The organism is Anaerostipes faecis (assembly GCF_910574135.1).
GTDB classification, from domain to species: Bacteria; Bacillota; Clostridia; order Lachnospirales; family Lachnospiraceae; genus Anaerostipes; species Anaerostipes hominis.
In genome coordinates this window covers 1-20130 of sequence record NZ_CAJSYK010000004.1, presented here as the reverse complement: position 1 = coordinate 20130, position 20130 = coordinate 1, and the positions used below count along the sequence as shown (strand labels likewise).

22 protein-coding genes and 1 tRNA gene are annotated in these 20130 nt (G+C 40.6%); 3 read left to right on the top strand and 20 right to left on the bottom strand.

From position 1 onward, the window contains the following. Positions 1–10 precede the first annotated feature (10 nt). The 11 genes from QGT46_RS04285 to QGT46_RS04235 all read right to left on the bottom strand — a co-directional run bounded on the left by QGT46_RS04285 (position 11) and on the right by QGT46_RS04235 (position 9381). Positions 11–979 carry a PGRP and LysM peptidoglycan-binding domain-containing protein gene (locus tag QGT46_RS04285; protein WP_148458661.1) on the bottom strand — a complete coding sequence of 323 codons (969 nt, stop codon included), beginning with the start codon at positions 977–979 and terminating at the stop codon, positions 11–13. A gap of 15 nt (positions 980–994) precedes the next feature. Next, on the bottom strand, positions 995–2737 hold the full coding sequence (locus QGT46_RS04280) for a hypothetical protein (RefSeq protein ID WP_301589720.1): 1743 nt from the start codon (positions 2735–2737) through the stop codon (positions 995–997). Between the two features lie 32 nt (positions 2738–2769). Further along, positions 2770–4482 carry a hypothetical protein gene (locus tag QGT46_RS04275; protein WP_148458662.1) on the bottom strand — a complete coding sequence of 571 codons (1713 nt, stop codon included), beginning with the start codon at positions 4480–4482 and terminating at the stop codon, positions 2770–2772. A gap of 161 nt (positions 4483–4643) precedes the next feature. Beyond that, positions 4644–5156: a phage tail assembly chaperone gene (locus QGT46_RS04270; RefSeq protein ID WP_270433303.1), complete on the bottom strand. Its 513-nt coding sequence runs from the start codon at positions 5154–5156 to the stop codon at positions 4644–4646. A 16-nt stretch (positions 5157–5172) separates the two neighbouring features. Next, positions 5173–5643 (bottom strand): hypothetical protein, encoded by a 471-nt coding sequence (locus QGT46_RS04265; protein WP_148458663.1) that lies wholly within the window; start codon positions 5641–5643, stop codon positions 5173–5175. Positions 5644–5655: 12 nt separating this feature from the next. Further along, positions 5656–7065 (bottom strand): phage tail sheath subtilisin-like domain-containing protein, encoded by a 1410-nt coding sequence (locus QGT46_RS04260; RefSeq protein WP_148458664.1) that lies wholly within the window; start codon positions 7063–7065, stop codon positions 5656–5658. 3 nt (positions 7066–7068) lie between these two features. Next, positions 7069–7239: a hypothetical protein gene (locus tag QGT46_RS04255; protein WP_158565688.1), complete on the bottom strand. Its 171-nt coding sequence runs from the start codon at positions 7237–7239 to the stop codon at positions 7069–7071. Positions 7240–7241: 2 nt separating this feature from the next. Next, positions 7242–7928, bottom strand: a complete 687-nt coding sequence (locus QGT46_RS04250) for a hypothetical protein (RefSeq protein WP_148458665.1) — start codon at positions 7926–7928, stop codon at positions 7242–7244. A 453-nt stretch (positions 7929–8381) separates the two neighbouring features. Beyond that, positions 8382–8792 (bottom strand): DUF1492 domain-containing protein, encoded by a 411-nt coding sequence (locus QGT46_RS04245; protein ID WP_270433298.1) that lies wholly within the window; start codon positions 8790–8792, stop codon positions 8382–8384. Positions 8793–8809: 17 nt separating this feature from the next. Then, positions 8810–9082 (bottom strand): hypothetical protein, encoded by a 273-nt coding sequence (locus QGT46_RS04240; RefSeq protein ID WP_301589711.1) that lies wholly within the window; start codon positions 9080–9082, stop codon positions 8810–8812. Positions 9083–9168: 86 nt separating this feature from the next. After that, positions 9169–9381, bottom strand: a complete 213-nt coding sequence (locus tag QGT46_RS04235) for a hypothetical protein (protein WP_148458667.1) — start codon at positions 9379–9381, stop codon at positions 9169–9171. A 157-nt stretch (positions 9382–9538) separates the two neighbouring features. On the opposite strand from QGT46_RS04235, the gene QGT46_RS04230 reads away from it, so the two are divergent. Next, on the top strand, positions 9539–9862 hold the full coding sequence (locus tag QGT46_RS04230) for a helix-turn-helix transcriptional regulator (RefSeq protein ID WP_148458668.1): 324 nt from the start codon (positions 9539–9541) through the stop codon (positions 9860–9862). Between the two features lie 7 nt (positions 9863–9869). Continuing rightward, positions 9870–10589, top strand: coding sequence for an ImmA/IrrE family metallo-endopeptidase (locus QGT46_RS04225; protein ID WP_148458669.1), 720 nt, complete (start codon positions 9870–9872; stop codon positions 10587–10589). A gap of 720 nt (positions 10590–11309) precedes the next feature. On the opposite strand, the gene QGT46_RS04220 is transcribed toward QGT46_RS04225, so the two are convergent. The 9 genes from QGT46_RS04220 to uvrC all read right to left on the bottom strand — a co-directional run bounded on the left by QGT46_RS04220 (position 11310) and on the right by uvrC (position 18556). Next, the gene (locus tag QGT46_RS04220) at positions 11310–11597 is read right to left on the bottom strand and encodes a hypothetical protein (RefSeq protein ID WP_148458670.1); all 288 of its coding nucleotides are present in this window, start codon (positions 11595–11597) and stop codon (positions 11310–11312) included. A 119-nt stretch (positions 11598–11716) separates the two neighbouring features. Then, positions 11717–11789: transfer RNA gene (locus QGT46_RS04215), tRNA-Thr, on the bottom strand. Between the two features lie 14 nt (positions 11790–11803). Further along, positions 11804–12061: an HPr family phosphocarrier protein gene (locus QGT46_RS04210; protein ID WP_024726500.1), complete on the bottom strand. Its 258-nt coding sequence runs from the start codon at positions 12059–12061 to the stop codon at positions 11804–11806. Next, the gene (gene whiA / locus QGT46_RS04205) at positions 12058–12984 is read right to left on the bottom strand and encodes a DNA-binding protein WhiA (RefSeq protein ID WP_024726499.1); all 927 of its coding nucleotides are present in this window, start codon (positions 12982–12984) and stop codon (positions 12058–12060) included. The genes QGT46_RS04210 and whiA overlap by 4 nt, the downstream gene beginning before the upstream one ends. A 3-nt stretch (positions 12985–12987) precedes the next feature. Continuing rightward, the gene (gene rapZ / locus QGT46_RS04200; RefSeq protein ID WP_024726498.1) at positions 12988–13842 is read right to left on the bottom strand and encodes an RNase adapter RapZ; all 855 of its coding nucleotides are present in this window, start codon (positions 13840–13842) and stop codon (positions 12988–12990) included. Between the two features lie 11 nt (positions 13843–13853). Continuing rightward, on the bottom strand, positions 13854–14762 hold the full coding sequence (gene murB / locus QGT46_RS04195) for a UDP-N-acetylmuramate dehydrogenase (RefSeq protein WP_024726497.1): 909 nt from the start codon (positions 14760–14762) through the stop codon (positions 13854–13856). Between the two features lies 1 nt (position 14763). Next, the gene (locus tag QGT46_RS04190) at positions 14764–15702 is read right to left on the bottom strand and encodes an ROK family glucokinase (RefSeq protein ID WP_148458671.1); all 939 of its coding nucleotides are present in this window, start codon (positions 15700–15702) and stop codon (positions 14764–14766) included. A 5-nt stretch (positions 15703–15707) separates the two neighbouring features. Further along, positions 15708–16643 carry an HPr(Ser) kinase/phosphatase gene (gene hprK, locus QGT46_RS04185; RefSeq protein WP_148458672.1) on the bottom strand — a complete coding sequence of 312 codons (936 nt, stop codon included), beginning with the start codon at positions 16641–16643 and terminating at the stop codon, positions 15708–15710. Between the two features lie 29 nt (positions 16644–16672). Further along, positions 16673–18556, bottom strand: a complete 1884-nt coding sequence (uvrC, locus tag QGT46_RS04180) for an excinuclease ABC subunit UvrC (protein WP_148458673.1) — start codon at positions 18554–18556, stop codon at positions 16673–16675. 225 nt (positions 18557–18781) lie between these two features. On the opposite strand from uvrC, the gene QGT46_RS04175 reads away from it, so the two are divergent. Beyond that, complete coding sequence (locus QGT46_RS04175) at positions 18782–19729, top strand: EcsC family protein (protein ID WP_301589701.1); 948 nt, start codon at positions 18782–18784, stop codon at positions 19727–19729. Positions 19730–20130 lie beyond the last annotated feature (401 nt).

Genomic DNA, 20130 nt, shown 5'->3' with positions numbered 1-20130 from the left:
TTCTTTCCTCCTAACTAACCATCTTGGTTAAAGTATCAATTCCTGCGATTCCATCAGCACTTAAATTATGTTTTCTCTGATATTTCTTAATTTTTGCTTTTGTTTTAGATCCGCAAATTCCATCCTTGGTTGCTCCGACTTTTCCCTGTACGAATTTAACAACTTCACCTCTGTTTCCAATTTTAATAAATATCTTTTTCAAAACAGCCTTCGTAGAAGCATCCAGTTTTCCGTTTGTCGGCACCTTTCCATACTTTTTGTCTTTGTTAATTGCTTTCTGCAACGCAAGAATCGAAAGCTTTTTCTTTTCAGCAGAAGTGGCCGGCGGAATCGTAAGCACTTGTCCCCTGTAAATTGTATATTTAGATTTTACTTTCTCTCCCTTTTTTTTCATCTCCGCATTCTTTTTGTCAATCAGAGCCTTATTTGCTTTATAAATTCTTTGATACTTTGATCCGTCGCCATAAAACTTTTTGGATATATCCCGCAATGTTTCTGATTTTCGTTTAACTTTATATTTCTTTGTTCCCTTTTTACTTTTTCTTACTGTACGGTTCAATTTCAATTCTGCTGCCTCTATGAATAAGATCGTATATTTATAATCTCCGGCAGCAGAAATAGTATAGTTAAACTCCTCTACATACATTATTTTTGATTTCAGAGGCGTTTTAGAAATCTGGACCTGGACTTTTTTGTGCTTTTTCCTCCATTTTTCGATCTTATCTATATATGTGCCTGGGTGATCCAGTTTGCCATGAATAAAATCAAAGTCCTCTCTGGTAGTTGCAGGGAAAATTCCTTCCCAGCCAATCGTACTCAGATTACGTCCTTTTGGAATACTTACCTTCCCCAAGTCAAGAATTTCATATTCCTGAAGTCTGGAGGAACTCTTGTATTCCAGTTCTTCCGGAGGAAGGGGAATCGTAATATTTTCTTTTTTATTTCCCAGTTCATATAATTTAATACTAACTTCCTTCACTTTTTCCTCCTTTTATTATGCTACGGGGATGTTTTTGTAGGCTCCTTCTACGGCATCTGCTATGATAGAACATAGTTCATCTGATACCTGTCCTTTCTGTGCCCTTAATAACTGCAGTAAATTTACATTTTTTCCTCCTCCGTCGCCGCTTCCTTTCACATTGATGGAAATATTTCCTACGGAAACTTTTACCCCAGACTTTTTATTTCCTGAAGAGGTTTTACCATTGCCCCCAGCTTTATGTACTGCATTCTTTTTAGGTTTCTTGACTGTCTCTCCCGGATTGGCACCCACGATCGCACCGTTGGCATAACCCGGCACTCCAAGCATAGCACCTGCCTGATTCCATAAATCTAAACCTCGCTGCCGGCGTTTAGCTCCAAGAGGAATGATTGCCTCTGGTCCGTCTTCACCGACATAACTAAGAGTAGTTTTATTAACAAAACCGCCGTTCGCATATGGGCTCACTGCAGTAGGAAATGGCATGTATTCACCCGTCTTTGATTTATGTACTGCTTCTCTTGCTATTTTTTCTCTTTCCTTTTTTGATAAATTTCTAGATTTTCTTCGTGTGGAACTTTTATTACCTGAATGTGATCCAGTACTGTGTTTTCCATTATAATTTGAATGTGAAGGCACGATAGAATTATTGCCTAATGGATTCCACGGCTGAAACAACGGAAGAATTGGTGGTTTTTTGGGTTTATATATTTTTTCTTTTTGTCCAGGTTTTCTTATAACTAAACCATCCGCAGTTTCTTTAATCCAATAAGTATCTTTATCTTGAGATGAAGAATTATTTTTTTTATTGGTATTTGAATCTAACTCTGGTTTTTTCCAATTTAAATTTGTATGATACATATCATAAGGCATTTGATTAAGTGCACTAGTTGATTTCCCAGTTTTCTGCTTCTTCCCAGGAAAAACATGATATTGATCATATGGGATATTCTGAGGATTTGAAATAGGCAGCCTTGATAAAGCTCCTAAAATTATATCCGCATGGCTGATTCTATTTCCACCGAAATCATCCCCATAATTTTCCAATGGCTTATTATCTATTTTTTTGAAAGAATAGGCATTAGATGTTGCAGTATCTGCTGATGTTGGCTTATCTGATTTTCTTCTTACATCTCCGTCTTTGAACTCTACTCCCATTATTTCTCTACTATTGTCAGTGACATTATCGCCCAAATAATCTGCAAATTTATCGAGTCTATCATTCACAAAGGCATCGACTATAGGTATACTATCTATTAGAAGGATAGCCTTCACCCCTTTATATCCAGCTTTAAAAGTCCCACCTAATACTTCCTTTACCAGGGCCTTTCCCGTGTCTTCTTCTTTTTCCAGTTTCTCTACTTTATCCTCAAGAAAAAGAGAAGTCTGAGGACCCATCAAAGGATTCTTTTGTAATTTTTGTACTGTATTGTATAATCCAGTAATTGTAGGTTTGATAATATCTTTTTTAATAACATTTTTTTTAAGCTCTCTAATCACTGGAGCATCATTCAAGCCACCATTAAACAAGTCAAATGTGATTCCCAAAATATTATCTTTTGCTTTTTGTCTCCATCGTTCTTCTTTAGATAATTCCTGATTATGTGTCTTAAAATAGGTATCTTCTTTCATCCATTGTTTGTTTGATGAATTCAATAAAGATAAATATTTCTCTATGTCATATTTCTTTTTTCCCCCTGGATTTTTCTTTTTCTCAGAATCCTCTTCGTCTCCTGAAATTATAATTGTATCTGGCATTTTTACCTCCTTTCTTTGCATAATTTTAACCCCTATACTGCTGTTGGAATATTTTTATATACCCCTTTCAAAGCATCAGCAATTACAGAACAAAGTTCATCTGAAATCTGCCCCCTCTGCTCTTTTAATAATTTCAGCAAGTCCAGATTTTTACCTGAATTTTCTGAGCTTCCCTTTAAATTCACAGAAACATTACCAACCGAAATTTTTATTGAGGATTCATCATTGTCTGCAGATTTTTTCACTTTTTTTGATGACTTGTAGATCTTTTTTTTATTACGATCCACCGGTACTCCAAGCATAGCTCCTGCCTGATTCCACAGATCCATTCCTCTTTGTCTGCGTTTGCTTCCGAGAGGAATGATCGCTTCCGGTCCGTCTTCTCCTACATAGCTAAGAGTGGTTCCATTTACAACTCCTCCATTAGCGTGGCGTTTTACTTTTGGCCCCGGCATAAATCCCATCATCATAGCCATTCCAAATTTGCCCCACTTTAGAGCTTCTTCTTGTTCTCTCTTTGTAGCCTTCCTTGCCTTGCTGTTACCGGCCCCATTTCTTCTATATACAGGAACATTTTTATCTGATTGATTGCTGTTGTTCATTCCCGGGGGCTTAACCAGATTCAATAAAGGTTTCTTCTCTTTCTTTAACAAAACTTTCTCTTGTGTAAATGGAAGTTCCACGATCAGTCCGTCATTCGTTTCTCTTATCCAGTATTTCTCTTGCTGCTCTTTTCCCACAGTGTTTTTATTCCTTGTCTGATTTAAACCTGAATGATACATATCATATGGTATTCTTGAAGCAGTATTTTTTGATTTTTGAGGCTTTACTTTTGTACCCGGAAAAATATGATACGGATCATATGGCATAGATGTTTGTACATCATTATTGGTTTGAATAGATATATTCTCTTTTGCATAATCATAAAGTTCTCCAATTTTATCTTTTGCAGCATCCTCTGCAAATGCTGATACTAGCAAAGCGGTTCCGGCAACTGCTATACCAGGCAGACCCGTCATTCCTACTCCAAATGCTCCAGCCACCTTTACTACTCCTGATGCAACAAGGCCTGATGTGACACTTCCGCCTACTTCCTGTAAAATAGCCTTAGTTTTATCCTTACTGTTCAGTACTTCGTAACTGCTTAAAGCAAGAGAATATAACCCAGCTGCTTTCAAGCCTTTTTCAGTTTTTTTGAGAATTGATTGATAAGCTGCCTTTTTATAAAAGTTTTCATAAACCTGTGATTCAAAGACTATCTTTTCTAATTTCTTATCTGCCGCTTCTGTATATATTTCATCAACTGCAGTAATTGAAATCTCCTCCAGCAATGAATTAAAGCTCTGCATTTGGTTTTGACCTGATTTATGTTTCTCTGCCCAGCCAGCTTTCATTTGTTCATATTCAGCTTCTGTTATTCCAGTTTTGTTGTAAAAGATAATATCTTCTATATCAAGTGCAACGCCTGTTTCCTGTAATATTTTAGCATATGCTCTATTTGTCTTTTCCGGGTCAGATTTATAATCAAAAACATCCGAATACTTAATCTTCTCTTTTCCGCCACTTTGTAAAATAATATTAAACGCCTCTGAAAACGTAAGATTTCCGGCGTTTATACCTGGCTTATTTTTCTTTGCACTGTTTCTAAAAGACCCATTATGATATTTAGAAGCATATTTTAACCTGCTTTTTTTATCAGAAGGAATTAAGTTACTGTCTATTCCAATCACAACTGTATCAGACATTTACTCTTCCTCCTTCCATTTTATAAGATTTTCCAATTCTATCTCTGTGGAGGCAAGGACAAATGCCCTCTCTCCCCGGCTTAAACCGAGGATTTCTGAGGGCAGTTTTCCCTGTTTCTGCCAGATGTAATGTAGCTTCCAGGCTAGCGGACTAGCCTCAATTAGTTTTTTGCGTAGTCCTCCACAGTCACTTCGGAATCATAGAATCCGCTCAGTTTATCAATCTGATCATCAATGGCATCTTTTTCTCCGGCTCTCAGCACAGTATTGATGACGTCAATTCCCTGCAGTACAGAAAAACCTTTTCTTTCAAGTCCATTCATCACCGCCGGATTTTCCCATACATTTTCTCTGTCCACAGTTGCCAGATAGATTTTCCATGCGGTAAATTCTTCTATTTTCACTTCTTTTTCAATCGGAGGTAATTTTGGATTATTAGGATTCGCCATCTTTACCACTGATTTTCTTCGTGCATTCAGTAACTCTTCCTCACTTAAAGGACGGATTTTAAAGGAAAAAAACAGCTTTCCTTTTCTTTTAATCTGAATTTCTGTCTGCATTTCGTCATCTGTTCTAAAATCAGCGGCAGACAAAAGCCCCTGCACTAAATCCATCTCATTTTCCTTTGTTACTTCGATATTCTGCATACTGTTTCTTTCTGCTACATTTTCCATCTTGTAATCTCCTCTCCTATTTACTGATTGATAAAATATCTTCAAATTGTGGAATACTATTAATCGTAAAGCTCTGCTGTCTGGTGATCACTTCGCCTGCCTTTAAAGTCATAATGTCGAAGTCTCCGTTTGGAATACAATCCCTCAGTGTTAATTTCTGTTCTTTGTTATCCAAGGTACGTGTCGCTGTACTTTGGAAATCATAAGACGGTATCTTGCCATCTTCTTTCAGACTTTTCAAAATTGGAGCCATCAAAACGTCATCTCTCACTACTGCCCCTGAAAAAGTCAAGGTAAACTTCACCTTATTAGGAATTGAGTACTCCTGGACATCTCCCAACGGCTGATAATCGATACTTCCAAAACTGGCTTTAATTTCATAATCTTTAATTTCTGCCAGAAAAGTCCTGTTGTTTTCACCATAGTAGATAAACAATTTCCCGTCATTTCCTGTCATTACTGTACGTACATCAATTTTTTCGCTCATTCTCTTTCCTCCTTATTCTCCTGAAAAACTGAACTGATAGTTCAAGTAAATTTTTTCTAAGCTGTCAATATCGGACGCCTCAATAATAAAGTGGGCATTATCCGGGCCGTGAGGCTGTTCCGGATCTTCATAGAAGTTAGCACCGTCCATTAATTTTCCTTCATTCACCATTGCAATCAAAACATCCTGTGCCACTTTCACCACATTGGAAATGCCATCGGAATCACAGTTAACTCTGCCAACCAGTGGCGTAATGGTCCTGTCAATCCGATCAAACATTTCATATCTTGTCATTGTACGGCGGATCTTTTTCCATCCTGCATCCTGATTTTCATTTAAGGTTGTCAGTGTGTTGACACCGCTGTCAAACCAGACCTCTCCTTCTTCATTAGGTGAAAGAAGAAGCATTCCATTTTTAATCGCCTCGATGTACTCCTCATTCTTCAAAACTTCCAGAGTATCCACTGCGTTCGGGACTAACGTATGTACAACAGACCGGTTGGATGGAGTACTTCCGATAATCCCTGCCTGCATTGTGACTGCCTCATAGCCGTCTGCACGGTTTCCTTCCATATCTACATAGCCGCTGCCCGCATAGATAAAGTATTCAGAGTCAAAAGCCTTTGCATGTGCCAGGCGGTCTTCAAATGCCACATCGCTTCCCTCACCTACAACACAGGAGCCGATGGAACCGTTATTCTTTAATCTTTCCATGTATGCCTTTAAGAGCTCATGGACTGCTGTATCAACAGTATCCGTAACAATAATATTCCATTTATAGGCTTCAAAGGCTTCCAGCGCTGCGCTGTAATCTTCATTTGTGACCGTCGGATTCGTTCCCGGAGTGATTTCCTGCTGGGATACTGCTGCAAGTTTTTTTCCTTCTGCTGCTTTTGCGGCATGAAAGACTGCTGATCTTGCATTTACAATGTCAGTAAGAATCTGACCTTCATCTCCTTCAGCCTGTACTTCATACTCAAATTTTTCTTTTAACACGGCTCCCTGGTAAACAAAAAATTCTTTCTTTGTCTCGCTGCCTAACTTCTGTTTCAGTGAGACCGCAAATTTAATATTTGAAGGATATTTTGTTTCCAGAGTAACTGCCGCTGCGTCTTCTGTATCCTTAAGCTCTGCCTTGCCAGTGGTGCCTCCTGTTCCAAGACGATATACATGGACTTTCGCTGCTCCTCCTTCAAAAAGGTTGAGTGCTCCTTTCACTGTTCCTCCCATGCCATACATTTCTTTCACACTGTCCTGTTTGGTATGGATTGTCACAGTTCCAACAGGGCCGAAGTCGGCCTTTACAGGGATTGCAAAAACTCCTGTCATAGCCCCTGCAACCAGTTTTTTATCCTGAGTTGTATATCTTCTGTAAACTCCAGGTCTTACTTTTTCTTCTCCTGCCTGATATGTTCCTCCCATAATCTAATGTACCTCCTTATTTTTAAACTCTTTGACTATCTTTTTGGCTTCTTTTTCTGTTGCTTCCTCAGTTCCGGTAAAAGAAAAAGCAGCTCTGATAAGATCTTCAGATGCTGCAAGAACTTCCGGATTGGAAGCAAACTCTTCTGCGCTGTATTTCATCTGTGTTTTCAATATTATCCCTCCTGAATATCAATACTGCGAATCGGTTGCTTTTCTTCTTCTTTCGGCGTAACCCCATATTGGCACTCAATAAAAAACTGCCGATGTTTCAGCGGATTGAGTGTATCATTATAATTGACTTTCATAATAAGCAAAGGCCCGCCATCACTCATTGTCAATTTCTCTGTCCCCGCCAGTTTTTCGCTGATCTCACGTATTATAGAAAGTTTTTTATTCTGCTCTGCTATAATATGGACTCGGATTCCAGCAGTAATCCAGGAACTGTACCATGTATCTTTATAAGGCCCCGGAATCAGACTTTCTAATCTGCAATATACTGTTGGTTCACTATTCTCTGCTTTCCAAATATCCCCCAGTGGATCTCTGCCTAAAATAACTGCATTTTCATACATTTTTTTAATCCAGCTATTTAATGCAGTCACAGGATCTGGTTCCATCGTCTCCTGCTTTGAAAATAACATTCCGTCGAAGGCATAAATACTTTCCTCCACTGCAATCTGATTTTCTGTGACACCTGAATCTGTATGATTCCACTTTGTACCCAAGATTACATTTTCCTTAGAAAAAAAGCAGCAGTCCATCGCCTCCAAAATCGTTTTTTTAAAGTCTTCTGGTTTAACCGGCTGGCCGCTCTTGCAGAGCACATGTAAATGGATTCCTCCGGTAAATTCCCTTTCCATCCCCTCTTTTAATTCTATTTCATATATTATCTGAGGGTAGGGATCTCCTTCCCACAGTTCATCTGAATCATCTGGAGCCTTTCTCTGAAAAATTGCCGGTTTTCCATTATATTTTGCCAGAAGATTGACAAGATCTGCAGAATCACACAATCTCTGATAAATTAATTTTTCTATTTTTCACACCTCCTATAAATCCTTTAATTATTACAGCTGTAACAAATGACGGGTCTGGAATTCCTGTTCCTGTCTTTGTAGAGAAAAAGGCCGGAAGACCAAAATTATAAGTTGGGATCTCCTGCCTTTTTTCTCTAGTATAATGATATCATTCTGTCCACGGACATTGTGGGCAAGTTTCCTTCCCGCATATATCCTCAGAAAAAAATAAAAGACAGAAAAATCACTTTGTCCTAAAATGAATTTCTATCTTTTATTTCCTATGATAACTATATCACTTTAAGCCGGGACATTGCGGGCAAGTTTCTCCTCACAAAATCTCTGATACTTCCTTGACGCAGTCCTCCTGTCCATTCCAAGTTCTTCCCCAATCTCCTGCCATCCAAGATTATTGATGGAACGAAGCCGTATAATAAGCCTGAGTTCCGGGTCTTCAATCTCCTGCAGGAACCGTTCGATTTCTGCCCTTGTGTGCAGAAGTTTTTTAATGGACAGGTCGATCAGCTCCCGGATCTCCTCCATTCGTACCGCATAGTCCGCTGTCTTGTCGCTGACCCCGGTCCCAAACGGCATCCCCGTCAGCAGCGGTGACTTTATCATACTCTTACATTCCATCCAGCTGAGTTCTTCATTCAGTTTCTCAATTTCCCTGTTCAGATAGTGCATCTGACCCAATTCCTTTTCTGTCAACTTAATCCCTCATTTCTTTATCTGATGTGTTTCCATCCTATATACATTGCTCCGGACGTCGGTCTGTAAACGGTCACAAGAGGCCTCATCTTATTTACGGCTCTTCCGTTAAAGCGGATCTGCCTGTCTCTGATCTCAGTCGCCGCTCTGCTCCGGTATGCCCCGATCCACTCATTGATTATTCTTATGGAAATTCCATAAAATTCTGATAACTGCTCCTTTGTATAGTGATGCAGCAAAATACTGATAACTGCGTCAGTTCTCCCTTTTTCAGTCTGAAAGTCAAACATAGTACTCCTCTCTAAATTTTGTCTATTATACCTATTGCCTTTTCCAAACAAATGTTCTATACTCATTATTATAAAAAGTAAAACTGTTACGGCTTAGACGTTGTATGTACAAACAGATATTCCAGCGGCATTCGGGGGAAATACCTTTTTTTCAGAAGCATTGCTTCTCCTATGGTGAATCTCCCTGAGCCTTCCAGTTTGTCCAGCACGTCTTCTGTCCGCAGCCTCAATACATGTGCAACTTCTTCATTTGTAATATTTGTTTTTTTTAATTCAGTTTTTAAATTTAAATATGGCAACAGCTCACCTCCTGATATTACTCGTTTGCGTATCTTATATTGATATAATATACGCATATGAGTTATATGTCAAGATAATTATACGCATTTGCATATTTTTTTATTTACTTCTGGTTTTTGTTATGCTATTCTTTCTATTAGAAAGGCGGTATATTTTATGGGAATTGGAGCAAAGTTGGAGCTGTTACTGCAGGAACATCACATGAATGCCAATGAACTGGCCAAGAAAATCGATGTGGCACCTACGACTATTTATTCGATGATCAAGAGAGACAGCAGAAAGGCAGACATAGAAGTTTTATTAAAGATTTCGAAGGAACTCGGTGTCACCACTGAGTATTTCTGCGACGATGAATTCCTGACCTCTGACAGCAAAAAAGAACCATCATATGAAGATTTGAAAACACTGATCGCAAGAAACGGAAAAGAAATGTCTATTGAGGAAAAATTAGAACTTATAAAGATGTTATCTGAATTATAAAGGACTGGTGGATTTGAATTATCACGATATACTTGTTAAGATACTCGATGTTTACAGAGACTGTGAAGTCCAGTCATTTCCGATTGATTGTTACAGCATTTTAAGGCACTATGGATACCGTATTTTCACTTATCAAAATATACGGGATATCAATGAACGGCTTTACCAATACTGCAGGAATTATTCGGAAGACGCTTTCCGTTACGGAGCCAAACGGATCATAGCCTATGATGAGAACAAATCTCCTTTCAGGATTCGGTTCTCCATTATGCACGAACTGGGACATATTATGCTGGGACATTCCAGAGAATGTGCCTGTAACGAACAGCAGGCCAATTTTTTTGCAAGCAATATTCTGGCCCCCAGAATGGCCATTCATTTTGCACAGTGCCGGAATGAGGATGATGTCTCCTCGGTTTTCCAGATCAGCAGAGAGGCCGGTTCCTACGCATTTCAGAATTACAGACTTTGGAAAGAATCCGCAGGAAGAGAAGTAAGTGATGTTGACGAGGCCATGTACCGTCATTTTTATCATGATGATATGGAAGAATTTATTTACAGTATAAAGCCCTGCATGATATGCGGAGAGACAATTTATAATTCATCAGAAGATTTATGCCTCCACTGCAGGATGGAGCATATCAGAAGGCAGCACACCCCGCTATATACATCCGGAAATGACAGAATGCTTCTGCAGATTGAACAGCAGCTGCTTAACAATCTATAACAGAACATATTTGACTTGGCAAAAGCCTTACAATAAAAAACTCATATCATACGCCCAACAGCCATGTGATATGAGTTTTTTATTATCTCAATTATTCTTTTTAATGTGCCCCGTTTAATTTCATACAATAGTAAGATGCCATTACTGGCTTCCCATTCTTATAACCGACGATTTTGATTGGTAAAGAAGCAGTATGTTTTTTGGGGTCTTTGTGTTCCGGTATAAACTGTTCTGACCATCCGGGTTTTATGATTCCATCGCAGTTGGACAGTCCGGGCATCTTTCCTGTATAAGGTCTTCCCTTTTACCACTGTTGCCGTGTCATACACTTTGTTTACGAACATTTTCCAAAGGAGGAAGTGCTGATTTTTATTTAGTTCCTGAGCTTAATTCTCTCTGCATCATTATTTATACATTTATAGGCCGCATCTGAAGATATCCAAAATTTTTGAAAATTAAAATTATGTTTTAGTAATTTCTTATGAAAACTATTATCTTTTATTACATCACGCTTAAAGTCTTTATTTGATTTGCTTCCTGTCAACTCCTTAATTTGCCTTATATCACAGCTTCGTATTAATTCATCCTCTAAATTTTTCACTTGTGTAATACACAAAACTTCCTTTACAGTACTTTACAATCTTCTCCTTCGACCAAATAATGATAATATTTATTTTTTCTCTTTTCACTCATTTACTATCCTCTTTTGCATAAAAACTCTTATTTTAAATCAGCTATTTTATAAACATAGTCTACACTTGGCGCTGACGAAAACAAATCATTATCCACTGCATTCCTTAAAGAATCTGTGTTTCGCTTTAAATATTGAGCAGCACTAATACATTTAATTGGTTGAGACTCATCATTTGAATCTTTTCTCAAAAATACAAACGAATGCTTTGGTAAAGGCAAATCCAGTATATCAGTATTATGCGTTGTAAAAAACAACTGATCGTTACCTTTTGTAACAATCCTATACAGATCATATGTATTGATAATAAAATCCATAGAGAAAGAAGCTTCCAATTTACGATACATTGAAAAAACATTGAAAAGACCGTTTTCGATGTTTCTAAAAAGACATAAAAAAATAGCGCAAACACTGATATCTACAGTGTTTGCGCCAAAGCTGAAAACCGGATTTGAACCGGCGACCCCTTCATTACGAGTGAAGTGCTCTACCAACTGAGCTATTTCAGCATGTCAGGAGCCTTTTATGCTCCTTTTGTCAAATATTCTTCAATTGTTGTGATGGCAGTTTCTTCATCTGCTCCGTCAGCAACAACAGTGATATTGTCTAAATCATCCAACCCAAGACTCATCATACCCATGATACTTTTTCCATTGATCCTTTTGTTGCCTGCCTCGATTAAAATCTTGCTCTCAAACTGGCTGGCCATCTGGACAAGAAAAGCAACCGGACGTTCTTCCTTGTTCTCGGTCACATGAATATCGATACTCTTAGAAATCATAATGATCCTCCCATTCTCATATCTTCAGCGATCTTACTCAGCTTCTTAAGACGATGATTGACCCCTGATTTGCCGACGGGGGGATTCAGCATCTCTCCTAGCTCTTTCAGAGTAGCCTCCGGATGTTCCAATCGCAGATAGGCGATGTCTTGCAGTCCCTGGTTCAGTTCACTAAGCCCTCTATGCTCTTGTAAAAATCGAATATCCTCGGCTTGCTTCACGGCTGCTGACACTGTCTTGTTGATGTTGGCAGTCTCACAGTTTACACGGCGGTTCACCGTGTTCCTCATATCTTTCAAGATACGGACATTTTCGAGGTTCATCAAAGCTATATGTGCTTCCATGATGTTCAGTACATCAACGATCTTGGCACCTTCTTTGATATACACTACATAGTACTTCTTACGAATAACTATTTTAGCATCTAATTCAAAAAAATCAAGCACATCTTGCAATTGTTCCGCAAATTGTTCATGAAGAGTTACAATTTCAAAGTGATAATTCTTCTCCGGATCACTCATGGAACCGGCTGCCAGAAATGCTCCCCGGATATAGGCTCTTTTACAGCACGTGTTCTGCAGGACTAATCCAAAGTTTTTCGGCTCGAAATATTTCACTGCTTTCAATAATAAAACACAATCCTCATGTTTGTCAACAAAAACCGAATAATTTCGACTTCTTTTCAGATATTCGTTGCGTTTTACCTGAAGTTCTCCATGAATACCGAATGTATCTTTCAGCAGCGTAAAAAATCGTTTCGCCACAGATACATTCTCCGTATGGACCTTTACCAGATAGCTTCCCTGCTCTTCGCGGACTTCCCCGCAAAAGTTAAGAATACCGGCAAGCTCTGCGATTTTACAGTGTCTTGCTCCGCTCGTAAGTCTTGCAAGTTCTTCTTTCACTTCACTTGAAAATGACATTTCCTACCTCGTTATATCTCTATGCTCAACTTTCACCGGATATGGCAGCTGTTTTAATTTTTCTGCCAGTGCATTCGTGATGGTGACAGAACGGTGTTTCCCTCCGGTGCAGCCGATGCCTATGACAAGATTATATTTTCCTTCTTTGATGTAGTTGGGAATCAGAAATTTGAGCATATCTTCTAATTTCTCTAAAAATACTCTGGACTCCTCATGCTTCATGACAAACTCCTGGATAGGACCGTCATTGCCGGTCAGAGGACGCAGGGAAAGGTCATAATAAGGATTGGGAAGGAATCTTACGTCAAACACCAGGTCTACATCTGCCGGTATGCCGAATTTGAACCCAAAAGACACTGCTGCCACATTGAAATTAGCATATTCCTCTTCCCGGACAAATATCCTGTCAATTTCAGCCTTCAGCTCCCTTGTGAGAAGCTGGCTGGTATCTATGACATAATCCGCATATTTTTTTAATTCATTCACTGCTTCCCGCTCTTTTTCAATGCCGTCTTCAATCCGGCCGCTGCGTGCCAGGGGATGATTTCTTCTGGTCTCCTTGTAGCGTTTGATCAAAATACGGTTGCTGGCATTGAGAAACAGAATCTCAAATTTGACACCCATATCATGGACTTTTTTTAACTCATCCAAAAATTCATCAATGGATGCTCCGCTCCGGATATCAATGCCGAGAGCGACATTGGATATATTTGCAGTCTTGTCAAGGGTAAGCTCAGCAAATTTGCACAGCAGTCTGGTTGGAAGATTATCCACACAAAAATATCCAATATCTTCCAGCATTTTGAGAGCACTGCTCTTTCCCGCCCCCGACATCCCGGTTACAATTACAAACCTCATACGTAATTCCTCTAAAACTTTCCGACCCGTTTCACTTCCGGTTCCAGGTCCACTCCGAACTTCTCCTTCACTGTTTTCTGAACGTCTTCGATCAGCTGAAGAACATCTTTCGCCGTTGCATTCTCCTGATTTACCACAAATCCGCAGTGTTTATCTGACACACGTGCACCTCCGACCTGATATCCTCTGAGTCCTGCATCATCAATCAATTTCCCTGCAAAATAACCTTCCGGGCGCTTGAAGGTGCTGCCTGCACTCGGCAGTTCCAGAGGCTGTTTCGTCTTTCGGGCCAATGTATACTCATCCATCTGTTTTTTTATTTCAGAAGGGTCTCCCTCCTTCAAAGAAATCGTACCGCCAAGCACCGTGTATCCGCATTTAATGACATTGCTGGTTCGGTATCCAAGTTCCAGTTCATCGGCAGTAAGGGTAAGGATATCTCCTTCTTTCGTGAGTACCGTGGCTTCTTTTAACACCTGGATCATTTCTCCTCCGTAGGCTCCCGCATTCATAGTGATCGCCCCTCCGAATGTTCCGGGTATGCCTCCCGCGAACTCAAATCCCGTGAGATTCTGGTTCAGCGCTTCACTGGCAATGGAACTCAGCAATGCCCCTGCCTGAGCCGTGATCTCGGTCCGGTTTACTGTGATCTCATTCATATTTTTATAAATCTGAAGGACAATGCCGTCGATTCCACGGTCCCCTACCAATAGATTGCTTCCATTTCCTAAAATAAACATGGGAATTCCGTATTTCTTTGCGGTTTTCACTGTCCACTGCACTTCCCCGTAAGTTTCAGGAACGACGTACAGTTCCGCCTCTCCGCCGATGCGGAAGGTCGTATGTTTTTTCATCGGTTCTTTTGTAAGTACCCGTTCAGGTGCGATCTTCTGTCTCAATTCTTCAAGAATCGTACTCATGCTATTCTCCTTTAATCAGCCTTGCAGCGCCGTAAATTCCCGCGTCGTTTCCAAGACTCGCAAGAATAAATTTCCCTTCTTTTACAGCGCCGAAGGTATATGTCCCATAATGCTTTTTAATGGCGTCAAGAAGGATATCTCCCGCCTTTGACACGCCTCCCCCGATGACAAATACGTCAGGGTCTACTGTCAATGTTATATTTCCGAATGCCATTGCCAGCTTCTCTCCCAGCCGGTCAACCTGTTCCATGGCGAAGGCGTCTCCTTCTTTTGCCAGATCAAAAATATTTTTTGCCGAAAAGCCGTTCAGCCGGCGCAGCGGCGTTTCTATGTCAGATGCCTCCAATGCTTTTTTTGTCTCATAAACAATTCCTGTCGCTGAAGCATACAGTTCCAGACAGCCGGTCTTCCCACAGTTGCATCTGCGTGTCTCCGCCGGGTTTACGGTCATGTGACCAATTTCGCCGCCGTATCCGTGGCTGCCGTTGATAATTTGTCCATCGACGATCATGCCTCCGCCCACGCCTGTTCCCAGAGTAACCATGACCGCACTTCGATAATCTTTTGCGGCTCCTGCCCAGAGTTCTCCCAGTGCCGCCACATTTGCATCGTTGGTAACTTTGACAGGACAGCCCAGCTGCTTTCCTAACGCTTCTGCCACATTGACCTGGCCCCAGCCCAGGTTGACACATTCATTGACCTTTTCAAAAGAAAGTACTGCCCCGGGGACACCCACACCTGCCCCGATCAGCTGTCCGGCTTCTATCCCACGGGATGCGATATTTTCATTCAGCGCCGCTCCGATATCCTCTATGATATGTGCTCCGCCGTCCTCTTTTCTGGTGGGAATTTCCCACTTTTCTATAAGGCTTCCGTCCTCCTGAAACAGTCCCAGTTTTACGGTGGTGCCTCCTACATCGACTCCATAAATGTAATTCATGCTGCTTATTCCTCCAATTTCCCGGTCACTCTTTTGTATAATTCTTCCGCGGCATTATATCCCATCTTCTTCTGGCGGTGATTAATGGCCGCAGCCTCAACGATGATGGCCAGATTTCTTCCCGGACGGATCGGCAGCGCATGTGCCACTACCTTATTCCCCAGGTATTCTATATAATTTTCATCCAGTCCAAGCCTGTCATAATCTGTTTCTTTGTTCCAGTCTTCCAGCTGAATGACAAGGTCAATGCTCTGAGTCATTTTGACGCTCTCCACACCGAACAGATTTTTGACATCGATGATGCCGATGCCCCTTAGTTCAATGAAAAACCGGGTCACTGCCGGTGAGGAACCGATCAAAGTATCTTTGCTCACACGCTTGATCTCTACCACATCATCCGAAACAAGCCGGTGGCCTCTCTTTAGAAGTTCCAAAGCTGCTTCGCTCTTGCCAATGCCGCTCTCACCCGTGATCAGAATTCCTTCGCCGAATACATCCACTAACACTCCATGGATGGAAATCCGGGGCGCCAGTTCCACACTCAGCCAGCGGATGACTTCTGCGGTAAACTCTGAAGTTGAGTCCTTGCTGATAAAAACTGGAACTCCGTGTTTTCTTCCGAAGTCAACGATCTTATCACACGGCTGTTTTCCGCGGCAGAATACCAGACATGGAATCTGGGCACTGAAAAGGCGGTCCAGAATCTGGTCACAGTTCCCATTCTTTTCTAAAATATTATTAATATATATATATTCTACATTTCCGATGATCTGCACCCTGGAAGATGAAAAATGGTCAAAAAAGCCTGCCAGCTGAAGAGCCGGTCGGTTTACTTCGGCCTGGGTGATATAAATGTCATTGGTGTTAATTTCCGGGATCACCGGGATCAGTTCCAGCTTCTTTGCCAGTTCTGCCACCGATACCTTGTATTCCTCGCTCATAATGAATCCTCCTTGTCCGATTGTTATTATTAGTTTATCACATTTTCTTCCTGAGACAAATGGAAAAACGAATAGATCTCTTTTGCGGCTTTCCTTGTCATTCCCGGAACCTGCATAATCTCATCTTCCGTGGCCTCTTTGATGTTCTGTATCTGTTTAAAATGTTTCATCAGCTCTTTTCTGCGCTTTGGACCGACGCCTTTGATATCATCAAGCACAGAACTGACTTGTCCTTTTGCTCTCAGTGACCGGTGATACTCAATCGCAAACCGGTGGGCTTCATCCTGAATCCTGGTCACAAGCAGAAAAGCTTCACTTCGTTTTGGAAAGTAGATTTCATCATTATTATAGTACAATCCACGGGTTCTATGATTATCATCTTTTACCATGCCGCACACAGGAATTTCCAGATTCAGATCCTTTAAAACCCTCTCCGCAACGTTGACTTGTCCTTTTCCTCCGTCCATCAGCAGCAGGTCCGGAAACTTCGTAAAACTACCGAATTCCAGGTCCTGGTTTTTCTCTTTCAACTCCTCGATCTCCCGCTGTCCGTGCAACAGTCTTCTTGTAAGGACTTCTTCCATACTCTTGTAATCATCCGGACCGTCCACAGACTTCAGGCGGAACTTTCTATAATCCCGCTTTCTGGCTTTACCGTCCTCAAACACGACCATGGATGCCACCGTCTGAAATCCGCTGATATTGGAAATATCAAAAGCCTCCATCCTGTGAAGTCCCTTAATCCCCAGAAGCTGCTCAATTTCCTTAACCGCCCCGATTGTGCGCTGTTCTTCCCGTTTCAGCTTTTCCTTATCCCTGTTCAGGACATTCCGTGCATTTTCTTTCGCCAGTTCCACCAGACGGTGTTTTTCACCTCGTACCGGGATCCTGATATGGACACGGCCTCCCCGTTTCTTGGACAGCCATTCTTCTACGATTTCTATGTCATCCATACCGCATTCCAGAAAAATCTCCCCTGGAAGATATGGTGTCCCCGCATAAAACTGCTTTACAAATGCACTCATGAGCTCCTGATCCGAAGTTTCCTCGTCCTGGGTCATATGAAAATATTCTCTTCCTAAAAGCTTTCCGTCCCGTATGAAAAAGACAGAAACTACTGCATCTGTTTTTTCTTTTGCAAAGGCAATGATATCCCTGTTTTCAAATCCATGGCTGTTGATCTTCTGACGGTCTGCGATCTTTGCTATGCTTTTCAGCAGATTCCTGTACTCTGCGGCCGATTCAAATTCCAGCTCGGCAGCCGCCTGGTTCATCTTTTCGGTGAGCATTTCGGATACATCTTTATAATTTCCGTTTAGAAAGCCCAGAACTTTCTCAATGGATTTTTGGTAATCTTCCTTAGAAATATATCCCTGACAAGGCCCTTCACACTGCTTGATCTGATAGTACAGGCAAGGACGGTCTTTTCCGATATCCTTTGGAAGTTTCCTGCTGCATGTCCTGATCTTAAAAAGCTTCCTCAGCAGCTCAATGATATCCTTTACTGCTCCTGCGCTTGTATATGGCCCGAAGTATTTGCACTTGTCCTGCTTCATCTTTCTGGCCAGCATGATCCGGGGATATTCTTCATTGGTGGTAACTTTGATGTACGGATAATTCTTGTCATCCTTCAGCATGGTGTTGTATTTGGGCCGGTGCTCCTTGATCAGGTTGCACTCCAGCACCAGTGCTTCCAGCTCTGAATCTGTAATAATATACTCAAAATATGCAATATGAGATACCATATGCTGGATCTTTGTGGTCAAATTTCTGCTGCCCTGGAAATACTGTCTCACACGGTTGCAGAGTTTGATCGCCTTACCTACATATATGATCTCATCTTTGTCATTATGCATGATATAAACCCCGGGCTTTGCCGGAAGTTTTTTTAATTCTTCCTGTATGTTAAACATCCTGGCTCTCCTCCATCATCCCAACATGTGTGTACCATGATATCATACTCTAAAGAAACAGAAAAGAACAAAGTAGACAAGCCCCCATCATAACGCCCATAGGGCTTTTTTATTCTTTCGGAAGCTGCGACGACTATCAAAAGCTAGGACTCAAGCAGACCTATGGAATAAAATGATGCTCCTGCTCCTATTATTGATAAAAAGGAAGCAGACACACTCGATATTTTGACAGAAAAATACACTAAACTTATTGAATCCAGCAAACTTGCAAAGTTAGGTACAAAGGCAGGTCAACTTGTACCAGAAAAAATAAAGAAATGGGGGAATGATATTAGCCTTAATATATCGGAGAAAAAATTATATTCTCAAATGATGAATGTAATCGGAAGTGGATTTAAGACTATTGAGGAACAGGCGGCTAAATTTTCTATTAATGAGAAGCAGATCATCACTAAGGTAAACCAAAACTCTGGTTTTGAAATACAAAAATTAGATGAAATTTGTTTAGTAAGAAGTTATGACATAGCAAAATTGGTCAATACATATAAAAATCAAGATACACTTGTCGCCACAATAGAGGGTGGCGGAACAGGTGCATTTGGATTTTGGGGATTGCCTTTTAACATTGTTTTAAGCACTTTTCTGTATTTCAGAGCAGTACAATCAATAGCAATGTTCTATGGATATGATGTAAAAAACGATAGTACTGAATTAGTAATAGCAAGTGAAGTATTTACAAACGCATTAAGTCCAAGTACAAGCGATACCAACAATGAAGCAACGAATATTATTGGTAAGATTATGTTGATGAGTCAAGCTGCCGTTGTGAAGCAAACAGCGAAAAAAACATGGACGGATATGGCAGCTCGTGGTGGAATACCATTATTGTTGGCACAAATGAGAGCGCTAGCACATAAATCCGCACAAAAGGCACTTCAAAATGTAGGGGCAAAGGGATTGGAAAACAACATTTTCAAAGAAGCCTTTGAGCAAATTGGCCGAAAACTGACATTAAAAGCGATAGGAAAAGCAGTGCCGATTGCTTCCGCAGTTGCGGGTGCATTGATTGATACAGCACAAATGAAAAAAGTGCTTGAGTATGCCAATATATTCTATCAGAAAAGGTTTATTGTGGAAAAAGAAAGTCGTATTTATAATCTGATCGGTGAATAAGAAATTTTAAAAAAAATAGATAATCCAAGCAAAGGCATTTCTCCTTGAAATGTTATAAAGGCTCTTTTTCTGGTTCTATAAATATTTGCAAAAAATCATAAGACGATTTTTGTCTATAAAATCAAGAACAAAGTGGGCAAGCCCACTTCATCTCCCCAACCCCTCACTCTTTGAGGGGCTTGGCAACTTTGCGTGCCAGATGCGATTTGCCGCAGGCAAATAATTTCCTTACGCATCTGTGCACAGCCCGCGGAGCGTTTTTATTTCATAGGATTAGGGTGTCAAAAGACACATTAATAAATATCTGATTTTGTTTGTACCTTGAAAATTTAACACGAATTGGTTTGAGAATATTAAATTTAGAACAATCAACAGAAGGTGAGCTTGATGTTTTGAGTATT

Excerpts from the sequence above, each read along its gene's own strand:
- QGT46_RS04265 (WP_148458663.1), bottom strand. The coding sequence starts at position 5,643 with ATGAGCGAAAAAATTGATGTACGTACAGTAATGACAGGAAATGACGGG.
- QGT46_RS04250 (WP_148458665.1), bottom strand. The coding sequence starts at position 7,928 with ATGGAAAGGGAATTTACCGGAGGAATCCATTTACATGTGCTCTGCAAG.
- QGT46_RS04275 (WP_148458662.1), bottom strand. The coding sequence starts at position 4,482 with ATGTCTGATACAGTTGTGATTGGAATAGACAGTAACTTAATTCCTTCT.
- uvrC (WP_148458673.1), bottom strand. The coding sequence starts at position 18,556 with ATGTTTAACATACAGGAAGAATTAAAAAAACTTCCGGCAAAGCCCGGG.
- QGT46_RS04260 (WP_148458664.1), bottom strand. The coding sequence starts at position 7,065 with ATGGGAGGAACATATCAGGCAGGAGAAGAAAAAGTAAGACCTGGAGTT.
- QGT46_RS04210 (WP_024726500.1), bottom strand. The coding sequence starts at position 12,061 with ATGATTTCTAAGAGTATCGATATTCATGTGACCGAGAACAAGGAAGAA.
- whiA (WP_024726499.1), bottom strand. The coding sequence starts at position 12,984 with ATGTCATTTTCAAGTGAAGTGAAAGAAGAACTTGCAAGACTTACGAGC.
- rapZ (WP_024726498.1), bottom strand. The coding sequence starts at position 13,842 with ATGAGGTTTGTAATTGTAACCGGGATGTCGGGGGCGGGAAAGAGCAGT.
- QGT46_RS04280 (WP_301589720.1), bottom strand. The coding sequence starts at position 2,737 with ATGCCAGATACAATTATAATTTCAGGAGACGAAGAGGATTCTGAGAAA.
- QGT46_RS04220 (WP_148458670.1), bottom strand. The coding sequence starts at position 11,597 with ATGGATTTTATTATCAATACATATGATCTGTATAGGATTGTTACAAAA.
- QGT46_RS04240 (WP_301589711.1), bottom strand. The coding sequence starts at position 9,082 with ATGTTTGACTTTCAGACTGAAAAAGGGAGAACTGACGCAGTTATCAGT.
- QGT46_RS04270 (WP_270433303.1), bottom strand. The coding sequence starts at position 5,156 with ATGGAAAATGTAGCAGAAAGAAACAGTATGCAGAATATCGAAGTAACA.
- QGT46_RS04230 (WP_148458668.1), top strand. The coding sequence starts at position 9,539 with ATGGGAATTGGAGCAAAGTTGGAGCTGTTACTGCAGGAACATCACATG.
- QGT46_RS04190 (WP_148458671.1), bottom strand. The coding sequence starts at position 15,702 with ATGAATTACATTTATGGAGTCGATGTAGGAGGCACCACCGTAAAACTG.
- hprK (WP_148458672.1), bottom strand. The coding sequence starts at position 16,643 with ATGAGCGAGGAATACAAGGTATCGGTGGCAGAACTGGCAAAGAAGCTG.
- murB (WP_024726497.1), bottom strand. The coding sequence starts at position 14,762 with ATGAGTACGATTCTTGAAGAATTGAGACAGAAGATCGCACCTGAACGG.